General features: G+C 64.5%; 25 protein-coding genes and 1 riboswitch. Of the genes, 18 read left to right on the top strand and 7 right to left on the bottom strand.

The annotated features are described in order from the left end of the window. Positions 1–13: 13 nt before the first annotated feature. Positions 14–760 carry an alpha/beta hydrolase gene (locus JOE69_RS02365; protein WP_309795767.1) on the top strand — a complete coding sequence of 249 codons (747 nt, stop codon included), beginning with the start codon at positions 14–16 and terminating at the stop codon, positions 758–760. Between the two features lie 131 nt (positions 761–891). Here the strand turns inward: JOE69_RS02365 and JOE69_RS02360 are convergent, their stop codons facing one another. Continuing rightward, positions 892–1,821 (bottom strand): endonuclease domain-containing protein, encoded by a 930-nt coding sequence (locus JOE69_RS02360; RefSeq protein ID WP_309795765.1) that lies wholly within the window; start codon positions 1,819–1,821, stop codon positions 892–894. Positions 1,822–1,939: 118 nt separating this feature from the next. Further along, a complete protein-coding gene (gene thiC, locus JOE69_RS02355) occupies positions 1,940–3,700 on the bottom strand; it encodes a phosphomethylpyrimidine synthase ThiC (protein ID WP_309795764.1) in 1,761 nt (586 codons plus the stop codon). After that, positions 3,699–3,809, bottom strand: a riboswitch (TPP riboswitch). Its footprint overlaps the gene before it by 2 nt. 54 nt (positions 3,810–3,863) lie before the next feature. On the opposite strand from thiC, the gene JOE69_RS02350 reads away from it, so the two are divergent. From JOE69_RS02350 to JOE69_RS02275, 16 genes are all read left to right on the top strand, one after another. Next, complete coding sequence (locus JOE69_RS02350; RefSeq protein ID WP_309795761.1) at positions 3,864–4,373, top strand: GNAT family N-acetyltransferase; 510 nt, start codon at positions 3,864–3,866, stop codon at positions 4,371–4,373. A gap of 79 nt (positions 4,374–4,452) precedes the next feature. Continuing rightward, the gene (locus tag JOE69_RS02345; protein WP_296363478.1) at positions 4,453–4,881 is read left to right on the top strand and encodes a hypothetical protein; all 429 of its coding nucleotides are present in this window, start codon (positions 4,453–4,455) and stop codon (positions 4,879–4,881) included. Between the two features lie 164 nt (positions 4,882–5,045). Continuing rightward, complete coding sequence (rpsP, locus tag JOE69_RS02340) at positions 5,046–5,477, top strand: 30S ribosomal protein S16 (RefSeq protein WP_309795757.1); 432 nt, start codon at positions 5,046–5,048, stop codon at positions 5,475–5,477. Between the two features lies 1 nt (position 5,478). Continuing rightward, the gene (locus JOE69_RS02335; RefSeq protein ID WP_296363476.1) at positions 5,479–5,721 is read left to right on the top strand and encodes an RNA-binding protein; all 243 of its coding nucleotides are present in this window, start codon (positions 5,479–5,481) and stop codon (positions 5,719–5,721) included. Between the two features lie 111 nt (positions 5,722–5,832). After that, the gene (gene rimM, locus JOE69_RS02330) at positions 5,833–6,375 is read left to right on the top strand and encodes a ribosome maturation factor RimM (protein WP_309795755.1); all 543 of its coding nucleotides are present in this window, start codon (positions 5,833–5,835) and stop codon (positions 6,373–6,375) included. Next, positions 6,376–7,188 (top strand): tRNA (guanosine(37)-N1)-methyltransferase TrmD, encoded by an 813-nt coding sequence (gene trmD / locus JOE69_RS02325; protein ID WP_309795753.1) that lies wholly within the window; start codon positions 6,376–6,378, stop codon positions 7,186–7,188. Between the two features lie 215 nt (positions 7,189–7,403). Further along, positions 7,404–7,763, top strand: a complete 360-nt coding sequence (gene rplS / locus JOE69_RS02320) for a 50S ribosomal protein L19 (protein ID WP_296363473.1) — start codon at positions 7,404–7,406, stop codon at positions 7,761–7,763. 15 nt (positions 7,764–7,778) lie between these two features. Next, positions 7,779–8,459 (top strand): signal peptidase I, encoded by a 681-nt coding sequence (gene lepB / locus JOE69_RS02315; RefSeq protein ID WP_309795750.1) that lies wholly within the window; start codon positions 7,779–7,781, stop codon positions 8,457–8,459. Continuing rightward, the gene (gene lepB, locus JOE69_RS02310) at positions 8,460–9,341 is read left to right on the top strand and encodes a signal peptidase I (protein ID WP_309795748.1); all 882 of its coding nucleotides are present in this window, start codon (positions 8,460–8,462) and stop codon (positions 9,339–9,341) included. Between the two features lie 9 nt (positions 9,342–9,350). Beyond that, positions 9,351–10,046 (top strand): ribonuclease HII, encoded by a 696-nt coding sequence (gene rnhB, locus JOE69_RS02305; RefSeq protein ID WP_309795746.1) that lies wholly within the window; start codon positions 9,351–9,353, stop codon positions 10,044–10,046. 7 nt (positions 10,047–10,053) lie between these two features. Continuing rightward, positions 10,054–10,380, top strand: a complete 327-nt coding sequence (locus tag JOE69_RS02300) for a DUF2469 domain-containing protein (RefSeq protein WP_296363469.1) — start codon at positions 10,054–10,056, stop codon at positions 10,378–10,380. A 258-nt stretch (positions 10,381–10,638) separates the two neighbouring features. Then, positions 10,639–10,995, top strand: coding sequence for a YraN family protein (locus JOE69_RS02295; protein ID WP_309795743.1), 357 nt, complete (start codon positions 10,639–10,641; stop codon positions 10,993–10,995). Then, entirely contained in the window at positions 10,992–12,527 is a 1,536-nt protein-coding gene (locus tag JOE69_RS02290; RefSeq protein WP_309795741.1) for a YifB family Mg chelatase-like AAA ATPase, read from the top strand. Before JOE69_RS02295 ends, JOE69_RS02290 begins: the two co-directional genes overlap by 4 nt. Continuing rightward, the gene (locus JOE69_RS02285) at positions 12,524–13,744 is read left to right on the top strand and encodes a DNA-processing protein DprA (RefSeq protein WP_309795739.1); all 1,221 of its coding nucleotides are present in this window, start codon (positions 12,524–12,526) and stop codon (positions 13,742–13,744) included. Before JOE69_RS02290 ends, JOE69_RS02285 begins: the two co-directional genes overlap by 4 nt. Before the next feature lie 64 nt (positions 13,745–13,808). Further along, a complete protein-coding gene (locus tag JOE69_RS02280; protein ID WP_309795737.1) occupies positions 13,809–14,750 on the top strand; it encodes a tyrosine recombinase XerC in 942 nt (313 codons plus the stop codon). A gap of 188 nt (positions 14,751–14,938) precedes the next feature. Further along, complete coding sequence (locus JOE69_RS02275) at positions 14,939–15,442, top strand: DUF3145 domain-containing protein (protein ID WP_296363464.1); 504 nt, start codon at positions 14,939–14,941, stop codon at positions 15,440–15,442. 120 nt (positions 15,443–15,562) lie between these two features. Here the strand turns inward: JOE69_RS02275 and JOE69_RS02270 are convergent, their stop codons facing one another. The 5 genes from JOE69_RS02270 to JOE69_RS02250 all read right to left on the bottom strand — a co-directional run bounded on the left by JOE69_RS02270 (position 15,563) and on the right by JOE69_RS02250 (position 20,639). Next, entirely contained in the window at positions 15,563–16,798 is a 1,236-nt protein-coding gene (locus JOE69_RS02270) for a beta-ketoacyl-[acyl-carrier-protein] synthase family protein (protein WP_309795734.1), read from the bottom strand. A gap of 114 nt (positions 16,799–16,912) precedes the next feature. Further along, positions 16,913–17,158, bottom strand: coding sequence for an acyl carrier protein (locus JOE69_RS02265; RefSeq protein WP_296363462.1), 246 nt, complete (start codon positions 17,156–17,158; stop codon positions 16,913–16,915). A 132-nt stretch (positions 17,159–17,290) separates the two neighbouring features. Continuing rightward, the gene (locus tag JOE69_RS02260; protein ID WP_309795733.1) at positions 17,291–18,352 is read right to left on the bottom strand and encodes a beta-ketoacyl-ACP synthase III; all 1,062 of its coding nucleotides are present in this window, start codon (positions 18,350–18,352) and stop codon (positions 17,291–17,293) included. Continuing rightward, positions 18,352–19,308 carry an ACP S-malonyltransferase gene (locus JOE69_RS02255; RefSeq protein ID WP_309795731.1) on the bottom strand — a complete coding sequence of 319 codons (957 nt, stop codon included), beginning with the start codon at positions 19,306–19,308 and terminating at the stop codon, positions 18,352–18,354. Before JOE69_RS02255 ends, JOE69_RS02260 begins: the two co-directional genes overlap by 1 nt. Before the next feature lie 134 nt (positions 19,309–19,442). Continuing rightward, a complete protein-coding gene (locus tag JOE69_RS02250) occupies positions 19,443–20,639 on the bottom strand; it encodes a PucR family transcriptional regulator (protein WP_309795729.1) in 1,197 nt (398 codons plus the stop codon). A gap of 239 nt (positions 20,640–20,878) precedes the next feature. On the opposite strand from JOE69_RS02250, the gene JOE69_RS02245 reads away from it, so the two are divergent. Beyond that, positions 20,879–21,631, top strand: coding sequence for a hypothetical protein (locus JOE69_RS02245; RefSeq protein ID WP_309795727.1), 753 nt, complete (start codon positions 20,879–20,881; stop codon positions 21,629–21,631). Positions 21,632–21,734: the final 103 nt, after the last annotated feature.

The raw sequence follows: 21,734 nt of genomic DNA, 5'->3' as shown, positions 1-21,734 counted from the left end.
CTGATCCAGGCTTTTGGCTGTCTCCCTTAGTTCATCCGGTTCGGTTGGTTCCTCCGGCCGAGTTGTCTTCGTCCACGGTAGTGGCGCCTTCGGTGCTGCCGCCTGGCCGGTCCAACACGTGCTGGCCGGAAGCTTCGACTGCCTCTTTGTGCGCAGAACCGGCTTCGATCCAGTCGCCGAGCCGGTGCCTTCTGACTTCGCTGCCGACGCGCAGATCATCATCGACAACTTGCAACTGGACGGTCGCCATGGCGGTCAAGTGGTCGCCCACGCCCAGGGCGCGGTTGCCGCCATGATGGCCGCGGTGCAGCGTCCGGATCTGGTGCATTCATTGCTGTTATGCGAGCCTGCATGTTTATCGCTGACCAAGGATTTACCTGCTACTGCCGCCCATATCAAGCTCATGCAGCCGGTCTTCGATCTGCGCAACGAGCTGGACGACGTCGAGTATTACCGGCAGTTTTCGCAGCTTGCGTTCGGCGAGGCGGCGCGGAAGCTGGATCCTGATGACGCTGAGGCGTTGCGCACTGCGCGTCGGCTTCGGCTGCAAGCGCCGGCCTGGGAAGCGCCCCTCGACATAGTTCCAGGCGTGCCGACCATGGTGCTCACCGGAGGTTGGGAGCCCATGTACGAAGAGGTCGCCGAGTATCTGGCGAGTACCGGCGCGCGCCACCTCATAGTCGGCGGCGGCCATCGTCCGCAAGATACTGAGTCGGGTCAAGCTGCGATCAAGGAGTTCTTGGCCAATAGCCAGAAATAGCCGCCGAGCGTAGGCGCTCGCGCGGATATCTTTGTCAGGAGGCGTCAGATCCCGTAAGCCTTTCACTTGGGCGCAGATATGCAGGGTGTTGGGTTCTCTTACCCTGCATATCTGCGCCCAAGTGGCGAGATTTAGCAGGGTTGCCAGCCAGATCGAACCAGCGCGGCACGGACTTTGGCGACGGCGTAGGCTCCTTCAGCCTGCAAATCCGCTGCAGTCAGCCGCACTACGGTCCAACCTGCGCGCTGCCAGTCGTCGTCGCGTGCAATGTCCGTAGCCAGCTGCGCGCGGGAGCGGTGGTGATCGCCTTCGTACTGAATCACGATCTTGTATTCGATGTAAGCCAAATCTGCCCATCGAATCGGATGTCCGTCAAAGGGGTCATCGAGCGAATGATTCACGGCGGGTTCCGGCAGGCCGGCGTCGACCAATTGCAGCCGGAGCCTGGTTTCCTGCGGTGAATCCACGCCGGAACGAACTTTTGCCGCGGCCGTTCGGCGCAGCACATTGGCCTGTGCTCGTTCCGGGAGCATTTCGGTAAGCTCGGTCAGGGTGCAGAGCGCCTTACGCTGCTCCCCGAAATCCCGTTGCCGCGACCTGACCAGGAAATCTCCGGCTACCACCAGATCTTCCTCGTTGAGAACCGTAGCCAGGTCGCGCCAAGTGCGTGCCGGCGTGGTGAGCCAGACTCCGTTTTGCAGCGTGACTTCGTCCCGAGTGATTCGTAGCCGGTGGCCGTTGACGCCCTTGCGGCGAGGCGCAGCAGCAGGACGTCTGCGGGCGACGTCGACCTCGGTGCGATTCTCAGCCCAAAACGGCAGCGGGACCCGCCAAAGTTTCGCAGCCGTGAGGTGACTCGCGAAGCAGCCAGGGGCCAAGGCCAGAAGACTGCGGACCAGGGCGGGCAGATCCGGCTCGGCGGTTTTGAGTACTCGAAGACCCCGGCTGGGGATCTCCAAGTCCTGAGCGGTGGAGCGGGACCGGGGGACGCCCAGATTTCTAGCTTGTGCCAGAGTGAAGGCGGGTAGTGGAAGATTTTCCGGAAGCAGCCTGCGTCTCATCGCTCCAGGTTGGAGCGCAACACTGACGTTTTCTTCGACTTGGGCGCAGTTGAGCGGGGTTCTGTGGATAAGCACCCGGCTCAACTGCGCCCAAGTCAGGTCAAGACCGGAATCCTGGTTAGGGTTGGGCTTCCGAGTAGATCTCCTTGCCGGCGGCGACAAACTCCTCGGACTTGGCCCGCAATCCGGCCTGCATCTCCTCGATCGATGCCACCAGCGTCGCCTGTTCCGTAGCGCCGCCGAACTCGGCCCGGATATCTTGGGAAATCCGCATCGAGCAGAACTTCGGCCCGCACATGGAGCAGAAGTGCGCGGTCTTCGCCGGTTCGGCGGGCAAGGTCTCGTCGTGGAAGGCCTCCGCCGTCGCCGGGTCCAGCGAAAGCGAGAATTGGTCCTTCCAGCGGAACTCGAATCGCGCCTTGGACAAGGCGTCGTCGCGCAGATGTGCGCCCGGATGCCCCTTGGCCAAGTCCGCCGCGTGCGCCGCGATCTTGTAGGTGATCACACCGGTCTTCACATCGTCCTTGTTCGGCAGGCCCAAGTGTTCCTTCGGCGTGACGTAGCAGAGCATAGCGGTGCCGTAGCGGGCGATTTCGGTCGCGCCGATCGCCGAGGTGATGTGGTCATAGCCCGGCGCGATGTCGGTCACCAGTGGGCCGAGCGTGTAGAACGGCGCACCTTTGCACAGCTCTTGCTGGCGTTCTACATTCTCCCGGACCAGATGGAACGGAATGTGCCCGGGGCCTTCCACCATCACCTGCACGTCGAATTCCCAGGCCCGGGCGGTCAGCTCGGCCAAAGTATCTAGCTCCGCGAACTGTGCGGCGTCGTTCGCATCCGCGGTGGCACCCGGCCGCAGCCCGTCGCCCAAGGAGAAGGCGACGTCGTACTGGGCGAAGATCTCGCACAGCTCGTCATAGTGCGTGTAGAGGAAGTTTTCCTGATGATGCGCCAAGCACCAGCCGGCCATAATCGAGCCACCGCGCGAAACAATCCCGGTCACCCGATTCGCGGTGAGCGGTACATAACGCAGCAATACCCCGGCGTGAATCGTCATGTAATCCACGCCCTGCTCGCACTGCTCAATCACGGTGTCCCGGAAGATTTCCCAGGTCAGCGCGGAGGCATCACCGTTGACCTTCTCCAGCGCCTGGTAGATCGGCACGGTGCCGATCGGCACGGGGGAGTTGCGGATGATCCACTCGCGCGTGGTGTGAATGTCATCGCCGGTGGAAAGGTCCATCACGGTGTCCGCGCCCCAGCGGGTGGCCCACTGCATTTTGTCGACTTCCTCAGCAATCGACGAGGTCACGGCGGAGTTGCCGATATTGGCATTGATCTTCACCAAAAATGCCTTGCCGATGATCATCGGCTCCGATTCCGGGTGATTGATGTTGTTCGGGATGATTGCCCGGCCGGCCGCGACTTCGGAGCGCACCAGTTCCACCTCGCAGCCCTCGCGCAGCGCGACGAACTGCATTTCCTTGGTCACGACGCCGGCGCGTGCGTAATGCATTTGGGTCACCCGCCGGCCGGGCAGGGCACGCCGAGGTTCCGGCTTGGCGCCCTGCCATTCCGCTGAAGCCGCACCGCGCCGGACCGCTGAGCGGCCGTCGTCGGACAAGTCGCGACGCCGGCCCGGATAGGTTTCCACGTCGCCGCGGGCGGCAACCCACTCAGCGCGCAGCGGCGGCAGACCGCGCACCGGATCGCTGCCAGGTCCTGCGGTGCGATAAGTCACGAAGTCCGGATTGGGCCCCTCCGGCGAATCGTCCAAAGCTATCCGGGTGACCGGGACGCGCAGCTCGCCGGCTTCGAGGAAGCCGAGCGAATGGGCTGGGTGATTGTTGCCGGAATCGTGAATCTGGGCAGCAGACATGATGGTGTTTCCTACTTCCTTCGCCGGAATGACCCGGACAGGTTCGAACGGTCGCAGGCGGTATCGGCCTGATCTCAGCCCTTTGCCAAGGGCACCCGTGTGGATGATCCGAGGTTAGCAGATCCGGCTCGGCGGTGGCCGATCCGGGGGATAGGATCCAGCCATGGAATTTAGTATCCGGACTGCCGAGGAGGCAGACTACCCGCAGCTGCCGGGGATCGAGAGCGCAGCGGACTCGGTGATGGGCCTGTCAAGGCTGCCTGCGGCGAGCAGTGCGGAAGAATACCGCGCCGGATTGCACGTGCTGCTCGCGGAACGGTCGGGCCAGCTATTGGGCCTGGCCAAACTGGACGAGGTCGACGGGCAGGCGCATCTGGAGCAGATCTCGGTGCTGCCGGAAGCCGCGGGGCAGGGGATCGGCAGAGCGTTGATCGAGACGGCCAAGAACTGGGCGCGGACCGCAGGCTACCGCCGGATGACCTTGTGCACCTTTCGCGATGTGCCGTTCAATGCGCCGTTTTACGCGAGATGCGGGTTCCGCGTCGTCGAGCCGGGTACGCCCGGGTTGCGGCAACTGCGCGAGCACGAGCAGGCGCTGGGGCTGGACGCGCTCGGCGCGCGGGTGGCGATGGCCGCGGAATTGCTTTCCGAACAGCCCGCCCGGCGTGCTTGAACCGCTGCGAAGTCCGGCTAGTCTTGACTCAACAGGGGCCCGAACCCAGAGCCCCGGACCACCGGCGGAAGGCCATGCCATGTCCACTAACCAGTTGTTCATCGCAACCCACCACGAAGCCAGCCGCTACGCACGCGACGGCGGGCCGAAGCCCAAGCAGTTGCTCGACCTGGGCGAAGCAACCGATCTCGATCTGGAAGTACTGGGCGAATTGGCGGTCAAGACGGTGCACGCCACGGGCACCGAGACTGCGCTCGGCATGGTCGACGTCGACCTGGACCATCTGATGGTGCTTCCGGATGCCTTGGCCGAGGTCCTCGCCGAATTGCCGACGCTGGAAGACCAGGAAGAAGTTTCCGAACTCGCCGCGGCATGGGCGGCAACCGAAGAATTCGCCACCACGCCGGCCGTCGCCGAGCCCCTTTTGCGCAGCATCGCATCGATGGCGGGCCAGGTGGTCGCAGCCGACGAGGACGCGCGGTTGGCGCTGTATTACATCACCGTGTGAAGTTCGCGCTGCGCGGAACCATCTGGCATAATGAACAGGTACTCGATCCGCATGGCCCCTCTCTCCGTGCGCGCATTGTGTCCTTCAGAACCCTCAGATCGGCCCGCCCCACGGGAGCGTGACACAGGGTTCGACCCGTTTCAGAAACAGGAGTGACCACAAAAGTGGCCGTTAAGATTCGCCTCAAGCGCTTTGGAAAAATGCGCGCACCGTACTACCGCATCGTTGTCGCCGACTCACGCACCAAGCGTGATGGCCGGGCCATCGAAGAGATCGGCAAGTACCACCCGACTGAAGAGCCCTCGTTCATCGAGGTCGATTCCGAGCGGGCGCAGTACTGGCTCTCCGTCGGCGCTCAGCCGTCCGAGCAGGTCGCCCAGATCCTCAAGATCACCGGTGACTGGCAGAAATTCAAGGGCCTCCCGGGCGCCGAAGGTCGGTTGAAGACCAAGGTCGCCAAGGACGCCTTCGTGGCACCGGAGAAGAGCTCGGTGATCACCAAGGAAGCCATCACCCCGAAGAAGAAGGCCGAAGAAGTCGCTGAAGAGCCGGCTGCCGAGGCTGTTGAAGCTGCAGAAACCACTGAGGCAGAGTAACTTGCTGGCCGAGGCTCTGGAGCATTTGGTCCGCGGAATCGTGGACAGCCCGGACGACGTGACTGTCGCGGCGCGCAACAACCGGCGTGGCGAGACCTTGGAAGTCCGGGTCCACCCGGATGACTTGGGCCGGGTCATCGGCCGTCAAGGTCGGACTGCCCGTGCCTTGCGCACCGTGGTGGGAGCCTTGTCCGGTGGCGACCAAGTCCGCGTCGACGTCGTCGACACTGACCGGCGTCGCTGAGCTACCAGGCAACGCAGCACCCCAGATTACAGCTAAGATTGTGGCTCCGGCACGGAATGTGCCGGGGCCCTTTCTTTTCCGCGCTTTCCATCGTTCCAACCCGGGAGAAACATGCAAGTCCACGTCGGCCGAATCGGCAAACCGCACGGCATCCGCGGCGAGGTGACGGTTGAGGTGCTCACCGACGCGCCACAGGACCGGTTCGCTGCGGGCGCCGTCTTCGCGACCGAACCGACCGGTCGGGGGCCCTTGACGGTTGCCACGGCGCGTTGGAACAAAGAGATCCTGCTGCTCGGCTTCGAGGAAGTGCTGGACCGGAACCAAGCCGAGGCATTGCGTGGCACGAGGTTGGTTTTCGACACCGATTCCGAACTGGAAACCGACGACGACGCCTGGTACGAACACGAACTGATCGGCCTCGCCGCTCGGATCGGCTCCGAAGAAGTGGGCAAGGTCGTGGCGCTGACTCCGATGCCCGCGCAGGATCTGCTCGTGATCAAAACTGCCGCCGGTGAAGAAGTCCTGGTCCCGTTCGTCACCGAGATCGTCCCCGAAGTGGATATCGAGGCCGGGTTCATCCGATTGACCCCGCCCGGCGGGCTGTTCGAGGTCAACCGGGACTCCGAGGCCGAACAGCGCGAGGGCACGGAGTAGATGCGCCTCGATGTGATCAGCATCTTCCCGGAGTACTTGGCTCCGCTCGAGCTGAGCCTGATCGGGAAGGCTCGGCAGGACGGCTTGCTGCGGTTGGAAGTGCATAATCTGCGTGATTTCGCCTCGGACCGCCATCGCACGGTAGACGACACGCCGTACGGCGGCGGTGCCGGCATGGTGATGAAGCCGGAGCCCTGGGCGTTGGCCTTGGAGGCGTTGCTCGGGCGCGGTGGCGCCGCTGATCCGGAACCCGGTGCGAAGCCGGTGCTGATCGTGCCGGCGCCGGCCGGCGAAGTCTTCACCCAGCGGATCGCCGAAGAGCTGTCCGCGCAAGACCACTTGGTATTCGCCTGCGGTCGGTACGAAGGCATCGACGAGCGGGTGCTTGACTGGGCTCAAGAGCATTTCACGGTCCGGCCGATGAGCTTGGGCGACTATGTGCTCAACGGCGGTGAAGTGGCGGTCCTGGCGATGGTCGAGGCGATCGCCAGGCTGCTGCCGGGAGTGGTCGGTAATCCGGAATCCCTGGTCGAAGAGTCGCATCAGGACGGTTTGCTCGAATACCCGGTGTACACCAAGCCTTCCTCGTGGCGCGGGGCCGACGTCCCGGAGACGCTGCTCAGCGGGAACCATGCCAAGATCGCCAGGTTCCGCCGGGACCAGCAGCTGCTGCGCACCGCCGCACGCCGGCCGGACCTGCTGCGCGGGCTCGAGGTCTCCGGGTTGAACCGCGCGGACCTCGAGCTGCTGCGCAGCGCCGGTTACCACGTCGTCGACGGCGGGTTGCAGCGGATCGACTTCGATCCGCGGTAATTGGTGCAGCCTGCCCGAATATGGCAGAATTGGTGGTTGTGTTTGCTGAGCGTCTCCTGCTACAGGGGGAGCACGTTCAGAAAGCGAATACTCCGGTCGGCCATCCGTGCCAGATCGGCTAATCCACTCTCCGGCAGCATTGCCCCGGTTCCATCCGGGTGCTTGGTGCCGCGAAGCAAAGTGAATGACCTGTAGCGTTCACCAGGAGTCGCACTATGCACATCCTAGATTCAGTAGACGCAGCCAGCCTGCGCAGCGACGTTCCGGCTTTCCGGGCCGGCGACACCCTCAAGGTGCACGTCAACATCATCGAAGGCAACCGCTCCCGCGTCCAGGTGTTCCAGGGCTTCGTGCTCGGCCGCCAGGGCGATGGCATCCGCGAGACCTTCACGGTCCGCAAGGTCTCCTTCGGCGTTGGCGTGGAGCGTACCTTCCCGGTGCATTCCCCGATCATCGAAAAGATCGAGGTGGTCACCCGCGGTGACGTGCGTCGTGCAAAGCTGTACTACATGCGCGATCTGCGTGGCAAGGCTGCAAAGATCAAGGAAAAGCGCGACAACCTGCCTACCAAGTAGACAGCGGACGCTCGCTTGACCGCACGTACGGAGCGCCGGCCCAGGAAACTGGGTTGGCGCTTTGTTTTGCTCGCCGCCGCGGTGGCTCTGGTGGCCAGCGCCCTGATCCGTGCCCTATGGCTCGAGGTCTACTACATTCCGTCCGGATCGATGGAACCGCAGTTCAGCGCCGGGGACCGCGTTGCGGTTTCCCGCACCGACTACGCCTTCGGCCCGATCAACCGCGGCGACATCGTGGTCTTCGACGGCCGGGGTTCCTTCGACCCGTTGAATTCCGGGCGTGGACCGCTGCTCGACGGCTTGTCCGCGATCGGGCAGTTCCTCGGCCTGGTCGGCAGCGACACAGTGTACGTCAAACGGGTGATCGGGATCGCCGGGGACGAAGTGAAATGCTGTACTGCCGGAGGGCAACTCAGTGTCAACGGCGAGGCCCTCGCGGAGCCCTATCTTTTTCCTGGGGATGCTCCCAGCTCGATGTCCTTTGATGTCATCGTGCCACAGGGTAAGTTGTGGCTGATGGGGGACCATCGTTCGGTTTCCGCTGATTCCCGTTCCTTGCTCGGTGCGCCCGGCGGCGGCCTGATCCCGGTGGGGAAAGTGATCGGTCGTCCCCTCCAGATCCTCTGGCCGCTCGAGCGCTTCGGATCAGTTCCACGGACCTTTATCGGTCCACCTGCCCAGAAAGGCACCCAATAGATGTCGCACCGTACCCCCGGCCCCGCTGATGACTCAATCTCCGAGCCGCCCCGGGAGCCGGGCCAACCAGGACCGGACGCCGCCGAGGGCGCTGGCGAGGCTGCGGGCTTCGACCCGGCTGCTTCGGCCGAAGCCATCGAGTCCAAGCACCCGAAGGACAAGGCCAAGAACACCGGCTTGCTCTCCTGGGTGAAGGAGATCGCGATTGTGATCGTGATCGCCCTGGTGCTCTCCTTCGTGATCAAGACCTTTTTCTTCCGGGCGTATTTCATCCCCTCGGAGTCCATGCAGAACACCCTGCAGGTCGACGATCGGATTTTCGTGAATCTGCTGGTTCCCCGACCGTTCGCGTTGCAGCGCGGCGATGTGGTGGTGTTCAAGGACACCCAGGGGTGGCTCCCGGCAGTTCCGGCCCAGCCGGTCAACTGGTTCAAGGAGTCACTGACCTTCGTGGGCTTGATGCCGGACGAGTCACAACAGCATCTGATCAAACGGGTGATTGGGATGCCTGGCGATCGCGTGGTCTGCTGCGACGCCCAAGGCCAGATCACGGTCAATGGCAAGGGTCTGGTGGAGCCGTATCTCTTCCCCGGCTCGGACAATACCGCCGGGCCCAACGCCAGCTTCGACGTCACGGTGCCGGCCGGCAAGCTCTGGGTCATGGGCGACAACCGCAACCGGTCCGCCGATTCGCGGTTCCACCAGGATTCGGCGAGCCGGGGCTTCGTCGCCGAATCCGACGTCGAAGGCACTGCCTCGGTGATCGCCTGGCCATTGAACCGTTGGGCGGTGCTGGGCAACTACCCGGACACCTTCCGCGATGTCCCGGCACCGTCGTCCGCGCCGGTCAGCAGCCCCGATCCCGTCCCGTCGGGCAACTGAGCCGTGCCGGTGGCTGCGGCACCGACGCTCGCGGTTGAACGCGGGTTGATGGCGCAAGGGCATCGCTTCGTGGCCGGTGCCGACGAAGTGGGCCGCGGCGCGCTTGCCGGTCCGGTGAGCGTGGGTATGGTGGTGATCGACGCCTCGGCGCAGAAGCCGTTGCCGGGGGTCAAGGACTCCAAGCTGCTTTCCGCCGAGGCGCGGGAGAACCTCGTGCCCAAGATCGAAGCATGGGCGGTCGGCCACGCCGTCGGGCATGCCTCGGCTGCGGAAATCGACGCCCTGGGCCTGATGTCGGCCCTGCGGCTCGCCGGAACTCGGGCCTGGGCGGCGCTGCTTGCTGCAGGAGTCCGTGCAGAAGTGGTGATTCTGGACGGCAACCACGATTGGCTCTCGGCGAGCCAGTTGAGCATTTTCGATGCTCCGGGCACGCTCGACGACGGGGTGGACGTCCCGGTCCGGACTTTGGTCAAAGCCGATATGCGGTGTCTGAGCGTGGCGGCGGCGAGCGTGCTCGCGAAAGTGCAGCGGGACGCCATGCTGGTCGCTTTGGATGCGGAGTTCCCGGACTTCGGCTGGAAAATCAACAAGGGATATGCGACCGCCGGGCACCGGGCCGCGATCGATCGCAGCGGACCCAGCGAATGGCATCGCCGGACCTGGCAGCTCGGCAGCAAAGCGAGTCCGGCAGTTGATAGGGCATGATGGTTCAATGAGCGCTGAGGACCTTGAGAACTACGAAACCGATATGGAGTTGCAGCTGTATCGCGAATACCGCGATGTAGTGGGCTTGTTCAGCTATGTGGTGGAGACTGAACGCCGGTTCTACCTGGCGAACCATGTGGATTTGCAAGCCAGATCGGCCGACGGCGAGGTCTACTTCGATCTGAACCTCCAGGACGCCTGGGTCTGGGACGTCTACCGTTCCGCCCGGTTCGTGAAGAACGTCCGGGTGATCACGTTCAAGGACGTCAACGTCGAAGAGCTCAGCAAGAACGACGACTTGGAGCTGCCGAAGGCCCCCGATCTGGGGAATTGAGTTCCGCAACTTTGTTCCGGGGAATGGGAAAGCCCCGGAACATCGGCTCCGGGGCTCCCTTTGATGCGGTGAGTGTGCTTGTAGCCTAACAGGAAAAAAACATACGCGACAGTATGTTTCAATTGGCTGGATCCAGGGGTGTTTCATCGGTCGGCGAAGCATTTTTTCCGGATTGCTCTGCACCTCGGGTTATCCACATTCAGCCGGATTTTCCGGATTTTCAGACCATCTTCCCGACCGGCCGGCGATGCTGGGAGGGTGCGGACGAAAATTGAGTTGGGCAAGCTCGGCGAGGCTCTCGCCTCGGACTACCTCGAACGGCGTGGGTTCACCGTCGTCGACGTGAATTGGCGCTGCAGCCGGGGGGAAATCGACCTGGTCGCCTTCGACGGCGAGATCTTGGTCATCGCCGAGGTGAAAACCCGGCGCAGCCTCGCCTACGGCCATCCCTTCGAAGCCATCAACAAAGCCAAGCTGGACCGCTTGCGGACCTTGTCCGTGCTGTGGGCCAGACATCATGGCTACCTCGGCAGGGCGTTGCGGATCGATGCAGTGGCGGTTCTGGCACCGCGCAGCGGGGAGCCGACGGTGGAACACCTGCGGGGGATCGGATGACGCTGGGGCGCACCTACAGCGTGGCGCTGGTCGGACTGAACGGCCACCTGGTGGAGGTCGAGGCCGATATCGGGCAGACGTTGCCGGCTTTCCAGCTGCTGGGCTTGCCGGACGCTTCGTTGGTCGAAGCCAAAGAACGGATCCGTGCGGCGGCGCACAATTCCGGGATCCCGTTGAGCCGGCGCAAGATCACGGTCAACCTGCTTCCGGCCTCATTGCCGAAACGCGGCAGCTCCTTCGACTTGGCAATCGTGATGGCGACGCTCCGGGCAGCCGGCGATGTCCAGGAGACCGGAAGCATGGTTTTCCTGGCCGAGCTCGGCCTGGACGGGAGGCTGCGCCCGATCCGGGGGATTCTGCCGGCGGTCCTGGCCGCGGTGCGTGCCGGGCACCCGAGGATCGTTGTGGCCCGGGCCAATGTGCCCGAGGCGGGTCTGGTCCCCGGAGCGGAGGTCGAGGGTTTTTCCAGTTTGGCCGAGGTGGCGTTGCGCTTCGGTGCGGACCCTGCGGAACTGCAATTGGCCACCATGCCGGAAGTGGACGTTGCCGGCGTCGCGGAGCACGATGCCCCGCTCCTGGACCTGGCGGATGTGGCCGGACAAGCCGAAGCCCGGGCGGCCTTGGAGGTGGCTGCTGCGGGACGGCACCATGTGCTGCTGGTGGGTCCGCCCGGGGCCGGAAAAACCATGCTGGCTGAGCGGTTGCCGGGATTGTTGCCGGACTTGGACGATGGCCAGGCGATGGAGGTCACGGCAATCCACTCCTTGGGCGGGCTCGGGGAAAGCCGTACCCGGCTGCTCCGGCGGCCGCCCTTCGAAAGTCCGCACCACACCGCGAGCATGGCGTCGATCGTCGGTGGCGGCTCCGGGATGCCCCGTCCCGGGGCCGCGTCGCGGGCGCACCGAGGAGTGTTGTTTCTGGATGAGGCGCCGGAGTACGACCGAAGGGTCCTCGATGCATTGCGGCAGCCTCTGGAGAGCGGCGAACTGGTGATTCACCGTTCCGCCGGGGTGGCGGCGTATCCGGCCCGATTCCAGCTGATGCTCGCGGCGAATCCGTGCCCTTGCGGCAATTCCGCCGGAAAGGCGCTGGACTGCAGTTGCACCCCGATTGCCCGGCGGCGCTACTTCGGGAAGCTCTCCGGACCGTTGCTGGACCGGGTCGACATCCAAATGAGCGTGCCACGGCTTTCCCTGGCGGAATTGGCTGTGGGGCCCTCGGGGGAGCCGACCGCTATGGTGGCTTGCCGGGTACTGGCCGCGCGGCGCCGGGCATCGGCCAGGCTGCATCAGTTCGGGATCGGCTTCAATTCCGAAGCCACCGGGCAGTTGCTCCGCGGTCCATTGCGCCTGCCGGGTCCGGTGACCAGGTTGGTCGACCAGGCGCTGGACCGCGGAGCATTGACCGCCCGCGGTTATGACCGGGTGCTTCGGTTAGCGTGGACCTTGGCGGATCTGGCGGAACTAGCTGCTCCCGGGCCGGACCAGATAGGACAAGCTTTGAACATGCGCAGCCGGGGGATGGCCCGATGAATCCGGAGGATGTGCGGTTGGCCCGCGCAGCCTTGACCAGGCTGATGGAGCCGTCGGATCTGCCGGGGATGGCGATGATCAGGGTGCTCGGTGCATGGGAATCGATGCGGGTGATCGCCGGGCACGTCCGAATCGGCGCGAGCCGGGAAGCTGCGGTAGCCGAGCTGCTGAGCTCTGAAGCCGGTATCCGGTGGGGCGGCTTGGCGGAAGCTCTGGACCGATGGCGGCCACGGTTGCCGGATCTGGCGCCCGGGCGCGACTTGCGGGTGATCCGGCGGTTGGGCGGAGGACTGCTCATCCCGGAAGATCCGGATTGGCCGGCTGGAGTGGATGATCTGGGATTGGCGGCACCGGTCGGGTTGTGGTTCCGCGGCCCTGCGCGCTTGCCCCGGTTCCAGGACTGCATTTCGGTCGTCGGCGCCCGGGACAGCAGCGAGTACGGGGAATCGGTGACCGCAGCGATCTGCCACCGTCTCGCCGCCCAGGGGAAAACTGTGCTTTCCGGCGGTGCCTACGGAATCGATGCGGCCGCACACCGCGCGGCGCTCAGCGGCGCGGGGCCGAGGGAGCCCGGCGGCGCGGGGCCGACGGAACCCAGTGCTCCGGCCACGGTTGCCGTGATGGCCGGTGGGCTGGACCGGTTCTACCCGGCAGGCAATGAGGGCCTGCTGCGCCAAATCGCCGAGCAGGACGTGCTGATCGCAGAGGTCCCGCCGGGGACGAATCCGACCCGTTACCGGTTCCTGCAGCGGAACCGGCTGATTGCGGCGTTGTCCGCTGCCACCGTGGTGGTCGAGGCCCGATGGCGCTCCGGGGCGCTCAGCACGGCCCATCACGCGGCGGGGTTGGGTCGGCAACTGGGCGCTGTGCCCGGTTCGGTCTATGCTGCCGGTTCGGCGGGCTGCCATCGGCTGCTCCGGGAGAGCGCCGCGGTCTGTGTCACCGATGCAGACGAGGTGCTCGAGTTGGCCTCGCCGATGACGGTCCGGTTGCCGGAACGGGCCGCGCCGGTTGCGGTCTATGACGGTCTCTCGACCGAAGATCTGCTGCTCCTGGATGCTTTGCCGATGCGGACCGGATCAAGCGTGGAAAAGCTCAGCACTGTAGCCGGGCTCGGGACCCCTGCGGTCCAGGCCGGACTGGGCCGTCTGGAGCTGCTCGGTCTGGCCCGGCGATCGGATCGCGGTTGGGCTCGGGCCAAGTCCGGATCTGGCTGAACTTCGACGGGGGCTTGCGGCGGTGCTGCTTGAAAGAGCCGCCATCAGGCAGCACAGTGGGGGAATGACCAGTGCGCAAAAGCCGAATTCCGAGCTGCCGTTGCGGTTCGGCAGCGCCTTGGCTGCTTTTGCGCTCCATTTGCGTGCCGAACGGGCGCGCTCCGAGCACACCATCCGCGCGTATGCCGCGGATGTCGAAAGCCTGCTGTATTTCGCGGTCGCGGCAGGCGCCCGGGATCCGGGTGAAATCGATCTGGGGATGCTCCGGGAGTGGCTGGGTGAACAGAGCACCGAGGGGCTGGCCCGCTCCACCTTGGCACGCCGTGCGGCCAGCATCCGAACTTTCATGGCTTGGGCCTTGCGCGAAGGGCTGATTGTGGACAATCCGACGCTTCGGCTGAAGGCGCCGAAACGGCAAAAGTCCTTGCCCGGGGTATTGCAGCAGGCTCAGATGGCCCGCCTGATCGCTGCCTTGGAATCCGCGGCCAGCGAAGGGGATCCGCTGGCGGTCCGCGATCTGGCCCTGGTGGAGCTGCTCTATGCGGCAGGCATCCGGGTCGGCGAGCTGGCGGCCCTGGACATCGATGACCTGGACTTCGAACGACGGACGCTCAAGGTGCTCGGCAAAGGGAATAAAGAGCGCACGGTGCCTTTCGGCACGCCGGCCGAAGCCGCGGTGCTCCGCTGGTTGCGCAGCGCGCGCCCGGCGCTGAGCCATGCGCGCAGCGGGGCAGCACTCTTCCTGGGCGCCCGCGGTGGCCGGATCGACCAGCGGCAGGTCAGGGCCGTCGTCGAGCGCGGCTTCAACGGGCTCGGCGATACTGCGGCGACCAGCCCGCACGCCTTGCGGCACACCGCAGCGACCCATTTGCTCGACGGCGGGGCGGATCTGCGTGCCGTGCAGGAAATTCTGGGTCATTCCTCTTTGGCCACCACGCAGATCTATACCCATGTATCCGTGGAACGGCTGCGTTCGAGTTATCAGCAAGCGCACCCCCGGGCCTGAATCTGGGCAACAGCTGGGCGGGAGCGGAATTGCAGCCAAGAAATTTCACTGGCGTTATTCTGCCGGATACGGCACAATTGCTATAGATCCAGGTGGGCATCTGTCGATGACAGCAGTGCGCAAGCACGGACAACCGGTTCCAGCAGCAGGTCGTTGGGGAAGACGTACCTACAGCTATGGAGGATGGAATGTCTGTTGTGATGGCACGTGGAGTGCTTTTCGTGCACTCAGCCCCCACTGCGTTGTGCCCGCACGTCGAATGGGCGATCGGTTCCGTGCTCGACAAGCGGGCCGATCTCGAATGGACGGCGCAGCCTGCCGCGCCCGGATCCTTCCGCGCCGAATTGTCCTGGGTTGGACCGCAGGGCACTGGTTCGCTGCTGGCTTCAGCACTTCGCGGCTGGGCCCATCTGCGCTACGAAGTCACTGAAGAACCGAGTGCGGGGGTCGACGGCGGCCGCTGGTCGCATACTCCGGAGCTGGGCATCTTCCATGCCATGACCGATGTGCACGGGAACATCATGGTTTCCGAGGACCGGATCCGTTATGCCTACGAGTCCGGGGCCGGCGACCCGGCCCGGGTTTACCACGAACTTTCCCTGGCGCTCGGCGAGGCCTGGGATGAGGAGCTGGAAGCATTCCGGCATGCCGCCGAGGGCGCTCCGGTGCGTTGGCTGCACCAAGTGGGCTGAACCAGCACGGCAGCGCGCGAACAAGTTTCAGATAGCGAAATGGCTTTGCGTTGGCCCAATGTCAGACATTGGGCCAACGCAAAGCCATTTCGCTAACGCGAAGACTCCGCTAAGCGAGAATCAGTAGTTGCGGATGACCACGACGGCGTTGTGCCCGCCGAAGCCGAAGGAATTGCTGAGCGCCACGAGGTCGCCGGTCGGCAAATCGCGGGCCGCGGTGACGATGTCCAGCGGGATCTCCGGGTCTTGGTTCTCCAGGTTGATGGTTGCCGGCGCCTTGCGGTCCTGGACCGCTTTCACGGTCAGCACCGCTTCCACCGCTCCGGATGCACCGAGCAAGTGGCCCATCTGAGACTTCGTGGCGGACACCGCGAGGTTGTCCACGTGGTTTCCGAAGGTGGCTCGGAGTGCGGTGTATTCCGGCTTGTCGCCGACCGGGGTCGAGGTCGCGTGGGCATTCACGTGCACCACGTCTTCGATCTGTGCCCGGGCGTCGAACAAGGCGGCCTTCAAGGCGCGTGTGGCTCCCAAGCCTTCCGGGTCCGGTGCCGTGATGTGGTAGGCGTCCGCGGTCACCGAGGTGCCGGCGAGTTCGCCGTAGATCCGTGCACCACGCGCCAGCGCATGCTCTTCGGCCTCGAGTACCAAAGCGCCGGCCCCTTCGCCCATCACGAAGCCATCGCGATTGAGGTCGTAGGGCCGGGAAGCGTGTTCCGGATCGTCATTGCGCCTGGACAACGCCTGCATCGAGGCGAAAGAGGCGAGCGTCATCGGGTGAATCGCGGCTTCGGTGCCGCCGGCCATCACGATGTCCACTTTGCCGGACCGGATCAACTCGACGGCTTGGTGGAGCGCTTCGGTTCCGGAAGCGCAAGCGGACACCGGAGTGTGCGCGCCGGCCCGGGCGCCGAGGTCCAAGCTCACGGCAGCGGCAGCGCCGTTGGGCATGAGCATGGGAACGGTCATCGGCAGCACCCGCCGCGGTCCGCGGTCGCGAAGCGTGTCCCAGGCATCTAAAAGCGTCCAAACGCCGCCGATTCCGGTGGCAAAGGCCACCGCGAACCGATCCTTGTCGACCTCCGGCGCGCCGGCATCCTGCCAGGCTTCGCGGGAAGCGATCACGGCGAACTGGCTGGACGGGTCCAAGCGCTTGGCTTCGATCCGGGTCAGCACCTCCGCCGCCGGAGTCATGGCGCGGGCGGCGAAAGTCACCGGGAGCTCGTATTTGGCGACCCAATCATCGGTGAGCGTATGCGCTCCGGACACGCCGATTTGCGCATTCTTCCACGTGGTCGGGACGTCACCGCCGATGGGGGTGGTGGCGCCGAGTCCGGTGATGACTACTTTGCGGGACATTTTTCACTCTCTTGGGTGTCTAAAAACTCATCGGGCTTGCGGTGACCGCCAGTTGGCGCACCGCAAGCCTGAAAAGCCGGCAATATTGCGAGAAGCTGCGTTGACTGCGGAAGCCTAGGCCTGCGCGCTTGCGATGTAGTTGACTGCGTCGCCGACGGTCTTGAGGTTTTTGACTTCCTCGTCCGGGATGCGGACGCCGAACTTCTCTTCCGCGTTGACCACGATGGTCATCATCGAGATGGAATCGATGTCGAGGTCGTCGGTGAAGGACTTGTCCAACTCCACGGCCTCCGGCGCCAGACCGGTCTCTTCGTTGACGATTTCAGCCAAACCGGCCAGGATTTCTTCGTTGCTAGCCATTGATGGCTCCCTTTCTCAGTGTCCGCCCGGTCCGGTTGCTGGACGGGCAGTGTCGATCAAACCACGAATGCGGCCCGAATCGCGACCTCTACGATGCATGTTGCACCGAAAAGACCGGCAAAATTATGAAATTTACGGCAAAACCACTACTTGGGCCCCGAACACCAGGCCCGCGCCGAAGCCGATCTGCAGCGACAAGCCACCGCTCAGCTCGGGATTCTCCTTCAACAGCCGGCAGGTGGCCAACGGGATCGACGCCGCAGAGGTGTTCCCGGTGTCTTCGATGTCGCGCGCCACCACGACGCTTTCCGGCAAGTCGAGCTCCTTGACCAGCGAGTCGATGATCCGCATATTGGCCTGGTGCGGCACGAAAGCGGCCAGATCGGCGGCGGCCACACCAGCAGCTTCCAGCGCTTGTTTGGCGACCTTCGCCATCTCCCAGACTGCCCAGCGGAAGACCGTCTGCCCGTCTTGGCGCAACGTCGGCCAGAGGCTGAACTCGGCCTCGGCAATCGCTCCGGCGGTCAACCCGCCATCGTTCTTCGCCGCCAAGCTCGCGTCCCGGACGTCCAGCAAGGAATGCGTCATGCCGATCGCGTCCCATTTGCTGCCGTCGGAACCCCAGATCGTGGGGCCGATGCCGGAGGTTTCCGAGGGCCCGATCACGGCGGCCCCGGCGCCATCGCCGAGCAGGAAGGAAATCGTGCGTTCGTGGTTGTCGATCACGTCGGAAAGCTTTTCGACGCCGACCACGAGCACGTAATCGGCCGCGCCGGAGCGGACCAAGGCGTCGCCTTGCCCGATTCCGTAGCAATAGCCGGCACAGGCTGCGGAGATGTCGAAGGCCGGGGCCGGCGTAGCGCCGAGCCGGTCGGCCAGCAATGCTGCCGCCGAAGGGGTTGCGTACTGGTGGGTCACCGTGGAGACGATGACCGCGCCCAGCTGGGAAGCCTCGATGCCGGCGTTGGCCAGGGCTTCGCGGGCCGCCGCTTCAGCCATTTCCACCACGCCGATTTCACGCGGCGCCCGCAAACGGGTGATGATTCCGGTCCGCTGCCGGATCCACTCGTCGGAGGAGTCGATCCATTGGCAGACGTCCTCGTTGGTCACCACCAGTTCGGCGCGGTAGGACCCCAGGCCGAGAATGGCGGTTTTGTCCCGCAGGGCGGTTTGGTTCAGCGTGGGATTTGCCACTACGCTCCTTCTCCCCGTGCCGTGGCCCCGGAGGCCAAGGTGCGGGTTTTGAGTATTTCACGGGCGGCATCAAGGTCTGCCGGTGTCTTGACTGCAACGGTAGCAATTCCGGGCATCGCGCGCTTGGCGAGGCCGGTGAGCGTGCCGGCCGGGGCGAGCTCGATGAGGCTGTCCACACCGAGGTCCAGCATGGTCTTCATGCACAGGTCCCAGCGGACCGGGCGGGAGACTTGCGCAATCAGACTGGCCAAAGCGGCATCGCCGGTGGCCACCGCTGCGCCGTCGAAATTCGACAGCAGGGTTGCTGCGGGATTCTCGGGATGCAGACTGGGACTGAGTGCTTCCAGGGCGCCGACGGCGGGCCGCATGTGCTCGGTGTGGAAGGCCCCGGCCACCTGGAGCGCGATGACCCGGGCTTTTGCCGGAGGATTCGCGGCCAGCACCGCGAGTTGCTCGAGCGTGCCGGCGGCGACGGTCTGACCGGCGCTGTTCATGTTCGCCGGGGTCAAACCGGCCCCGTGGATAGCCGCGAGCACGGCTTCCGGATCGCCGCCGACGACGGCGCTCATCCCGGTGGGTGTGGCAGCCGCGGCTTCGGCCATCTTATTGGCCCGCTCCCGGACGAAAAGCATGGCCTCGGTCTCGGTCAGCACGCCGCTGAGCGCTGCTGCGGTGACCTCGCCGACCGAATGGCCGGCGACGACGTCCGGCTCCGCGACTTCGTCATTGCCGAACAGGGCGCGGGCGGCCAGCAACCCCGCCGCCACGATGAGCGGCTGGGCGATCGCGGTGTCCTTGATGGTTTCCGCGTCGGAAACGGTTCCGTGCCGCAAAAGATCCAAACCGGCGACATCGCTGAGACTGGACAGATGGTCTTCGACGCCGGGGAGTTCGAGCCAAGGGCTGAGGAATCCAGGGGACTGGGCTCCTTGGCCGGGGCAGACAATTGCAAGCACGTATCTAGTTTTCCAAACCTGAAGTGAAATCTCGGTGTTTCCTGGTACCAAGCTCAGGATGCCACATTGTAGGTAAGCTACAAAACTTCGGCGAGTCTGCCCGTTGCCGGCCCTGGCTTTTAGTGGACTTCCGATCAATTGCGGGCGGATGAAGCGAGCCGCCCCACAGCCAGAGCAGTTTGCAGCACAAAGGCTTCACGCGGCAGCAGTGGATCCCAGCCGGTCAGATCAGTGACTTTCCGGAGCCGGTACCGGACGGTATTGGCGTGCACGAAGAGTTCCCGCGCGGTTGCTTCGAGGGAGTGCCCGAGCGAAAGGTAGGCGCTGAGCGTCTCCACCAGCCCGTTGGACGCGGTGAGCAACGGGCGGTAGACATGGCGCACCAGCGATCGCCGGGCGTCATCGTCGCCGTTCATCACGCGTTCCGGCCAGAGGTCATTCGCGGAGGCCGGACGGGGAGCTTGCGGCCAGGCGCGGACCGCAGCGAGTCCGGCGAAGGCCGCGCGGGCAGAGCCGCTGGCTTCGACCAAGGAAGGCGCTTCCGGACCGTAGACCACGGGTCCCGGACCGAAGAGTTCACTGATCCGCAGATAGGCGGATTCCTGGTCGTTGACGCCGCCGAGTACTACGATCAGCCGGTCGCCTTGGATGCCGACCAGCGCGTCTTCGGCGTAGCGGCTCGCGGTCCGGCGCAACTCGTTGACGAACCCCTGGCCGGCTTCGGCCGGCGAGGCGCCCACCATCACGGTGAATTTCTCCTTGGATTTCCAGCCCAGCGCCGCGATCCTGGAGCGCAGGGCATCGGTGTTCTCGCCGCGCAGGATCGCATCCACGATGAGCGATTCGAGTCTGGTGTCCCAAGCGCCACGGGATTCCGCGGCGCGGGCATAGACATCCGCGGCGGCGAAGGCGACCTCCCGGGCGTAACGGAGGACGGCTTCGCGAAGCGGCGCTTCGTCGCCCGGCGCGGCCAGCTCCGGGACCCGGTCTTCGACCACTTGGACCACGATCCGGATCAGTTGCAGGGCCTTCTGCAAACTGATCGAGCTGGTGAGTTCGGTGGGCGCATTGCCGAAGACATCGGTGAGCACCCAGCCGGGGGACGACGGCTTCTGGTAGTAGCTGACGAACGAGGCAATGCCGTTTTGGGCCAGCAGGCCGAGTGCGCTCCGTTCCGCGGCGTCGAGTCGGCGGTACCAGGGGAGTGCGGCATCAAGTTGCCGGGTGGTCGCCGTCGACAGCGTGCCGATGCTTTCGCGCAGCTTGGCCAGGGTGTGATCGTTGCTGAGCATCGTAGTGGCGCCGGAAAGGGCTGATTTCGCTGCAGGCATGGTTTGAGCATACGACTTCAATTGTAGGAAGTGCACAACAGCTCGACGATTTTGGGCAAGTTGACTGGGAGTTTTTGGAGACCAGCGACAATCAAGCGGGTTTCTCCGTCGTCGAACTGGGCCTGGCCGGTTGGTTCCGGGGTTGTCCTTCCAGATTTGCGGATTACACTCCGGCGTGAACACCTGATTGAAGATCATCTCAATCAGTCACGAAACGTCATCAGAAGAAAGAGGAGAACATGCCGAAGACAATCCGAGCGGCGCTGTCCGTGCTTGCCGCCTTGACCTTGAGTCTTGCAGTTTTCCCGGGCACCGCCTCAGCGCAGACCTTCGGCGGCAACGTAGGGTTCAGCTGGCAGATTCCCGGCGCCCCGGCGGCAGGACTGACCGATATCAGCTTCAGCACGAAGTTCAATCCGGAGACGGCCCGGGTAGCCGGGAATTACGTCTCGGACCAATTCAATTTCATGAATCAGAAGGACGTCGGGTACATGGGCTTGCAGCCCCGTCCCGACCAGAACGGCAAGCAGCGCCTGCATGCAGCCTTCTCCAGTTTCATCGCGGGCACGACCTCGGGCGACGCGCAATGCAGCAACGGTGCCGACGGCGGTGCCGGAGTCAGCTGTGCGGTCGATTTCGAGGCGAACTACCTCCATGGCTATAGGCTGACCGTCGCCAGGACCGGTACGGACACTTGGAGCGGTACCGTCACGGACGTGGTGACCGGAAGCCGTACGCACATCGGAAGCTACGTATTGCCGGCGAACAGCGGCAACCTCCGTGCCGCGCAGAGCGGCTTCGTGGAGAACTACAACACGAAGAGCTGCGCCACGGTGCCGCGGATCGACGTATCCGTGGGCGCCCCGACGACCTCGGGCGGACTCAGCGGCAGTAGTAGCAAGGCGCATGAATATGGCGATTGCCTGGGGCAGGCGAACTACGCGTCGAGTGTCGAAGGCAACGGTCTGCGGATTCAGCGCGGTTGGCAATAGCCCGACGGCTCGGTCCCATTGGGCACGGCAACTCACTGGGACAGACCTGGTGTGTCCCCCTGAGTGGGCCTGCTCACTGGGACACCGCCGATCGGCGGAAACG

This window comes from Arthrobacter russicus, from assembly GCF_031454135.1.
Taxonomy (GTDB): Bacteria; Actinomycetota; Actinomycetes; order Actinomycetales; family Micrococcaceae; genus Renibacterium; species Renibacterium russicum.
Note: the sequence above shows the minus strand (reverse complement) of the source record. Positions and strands in the feature narration are given on the sequence as shown.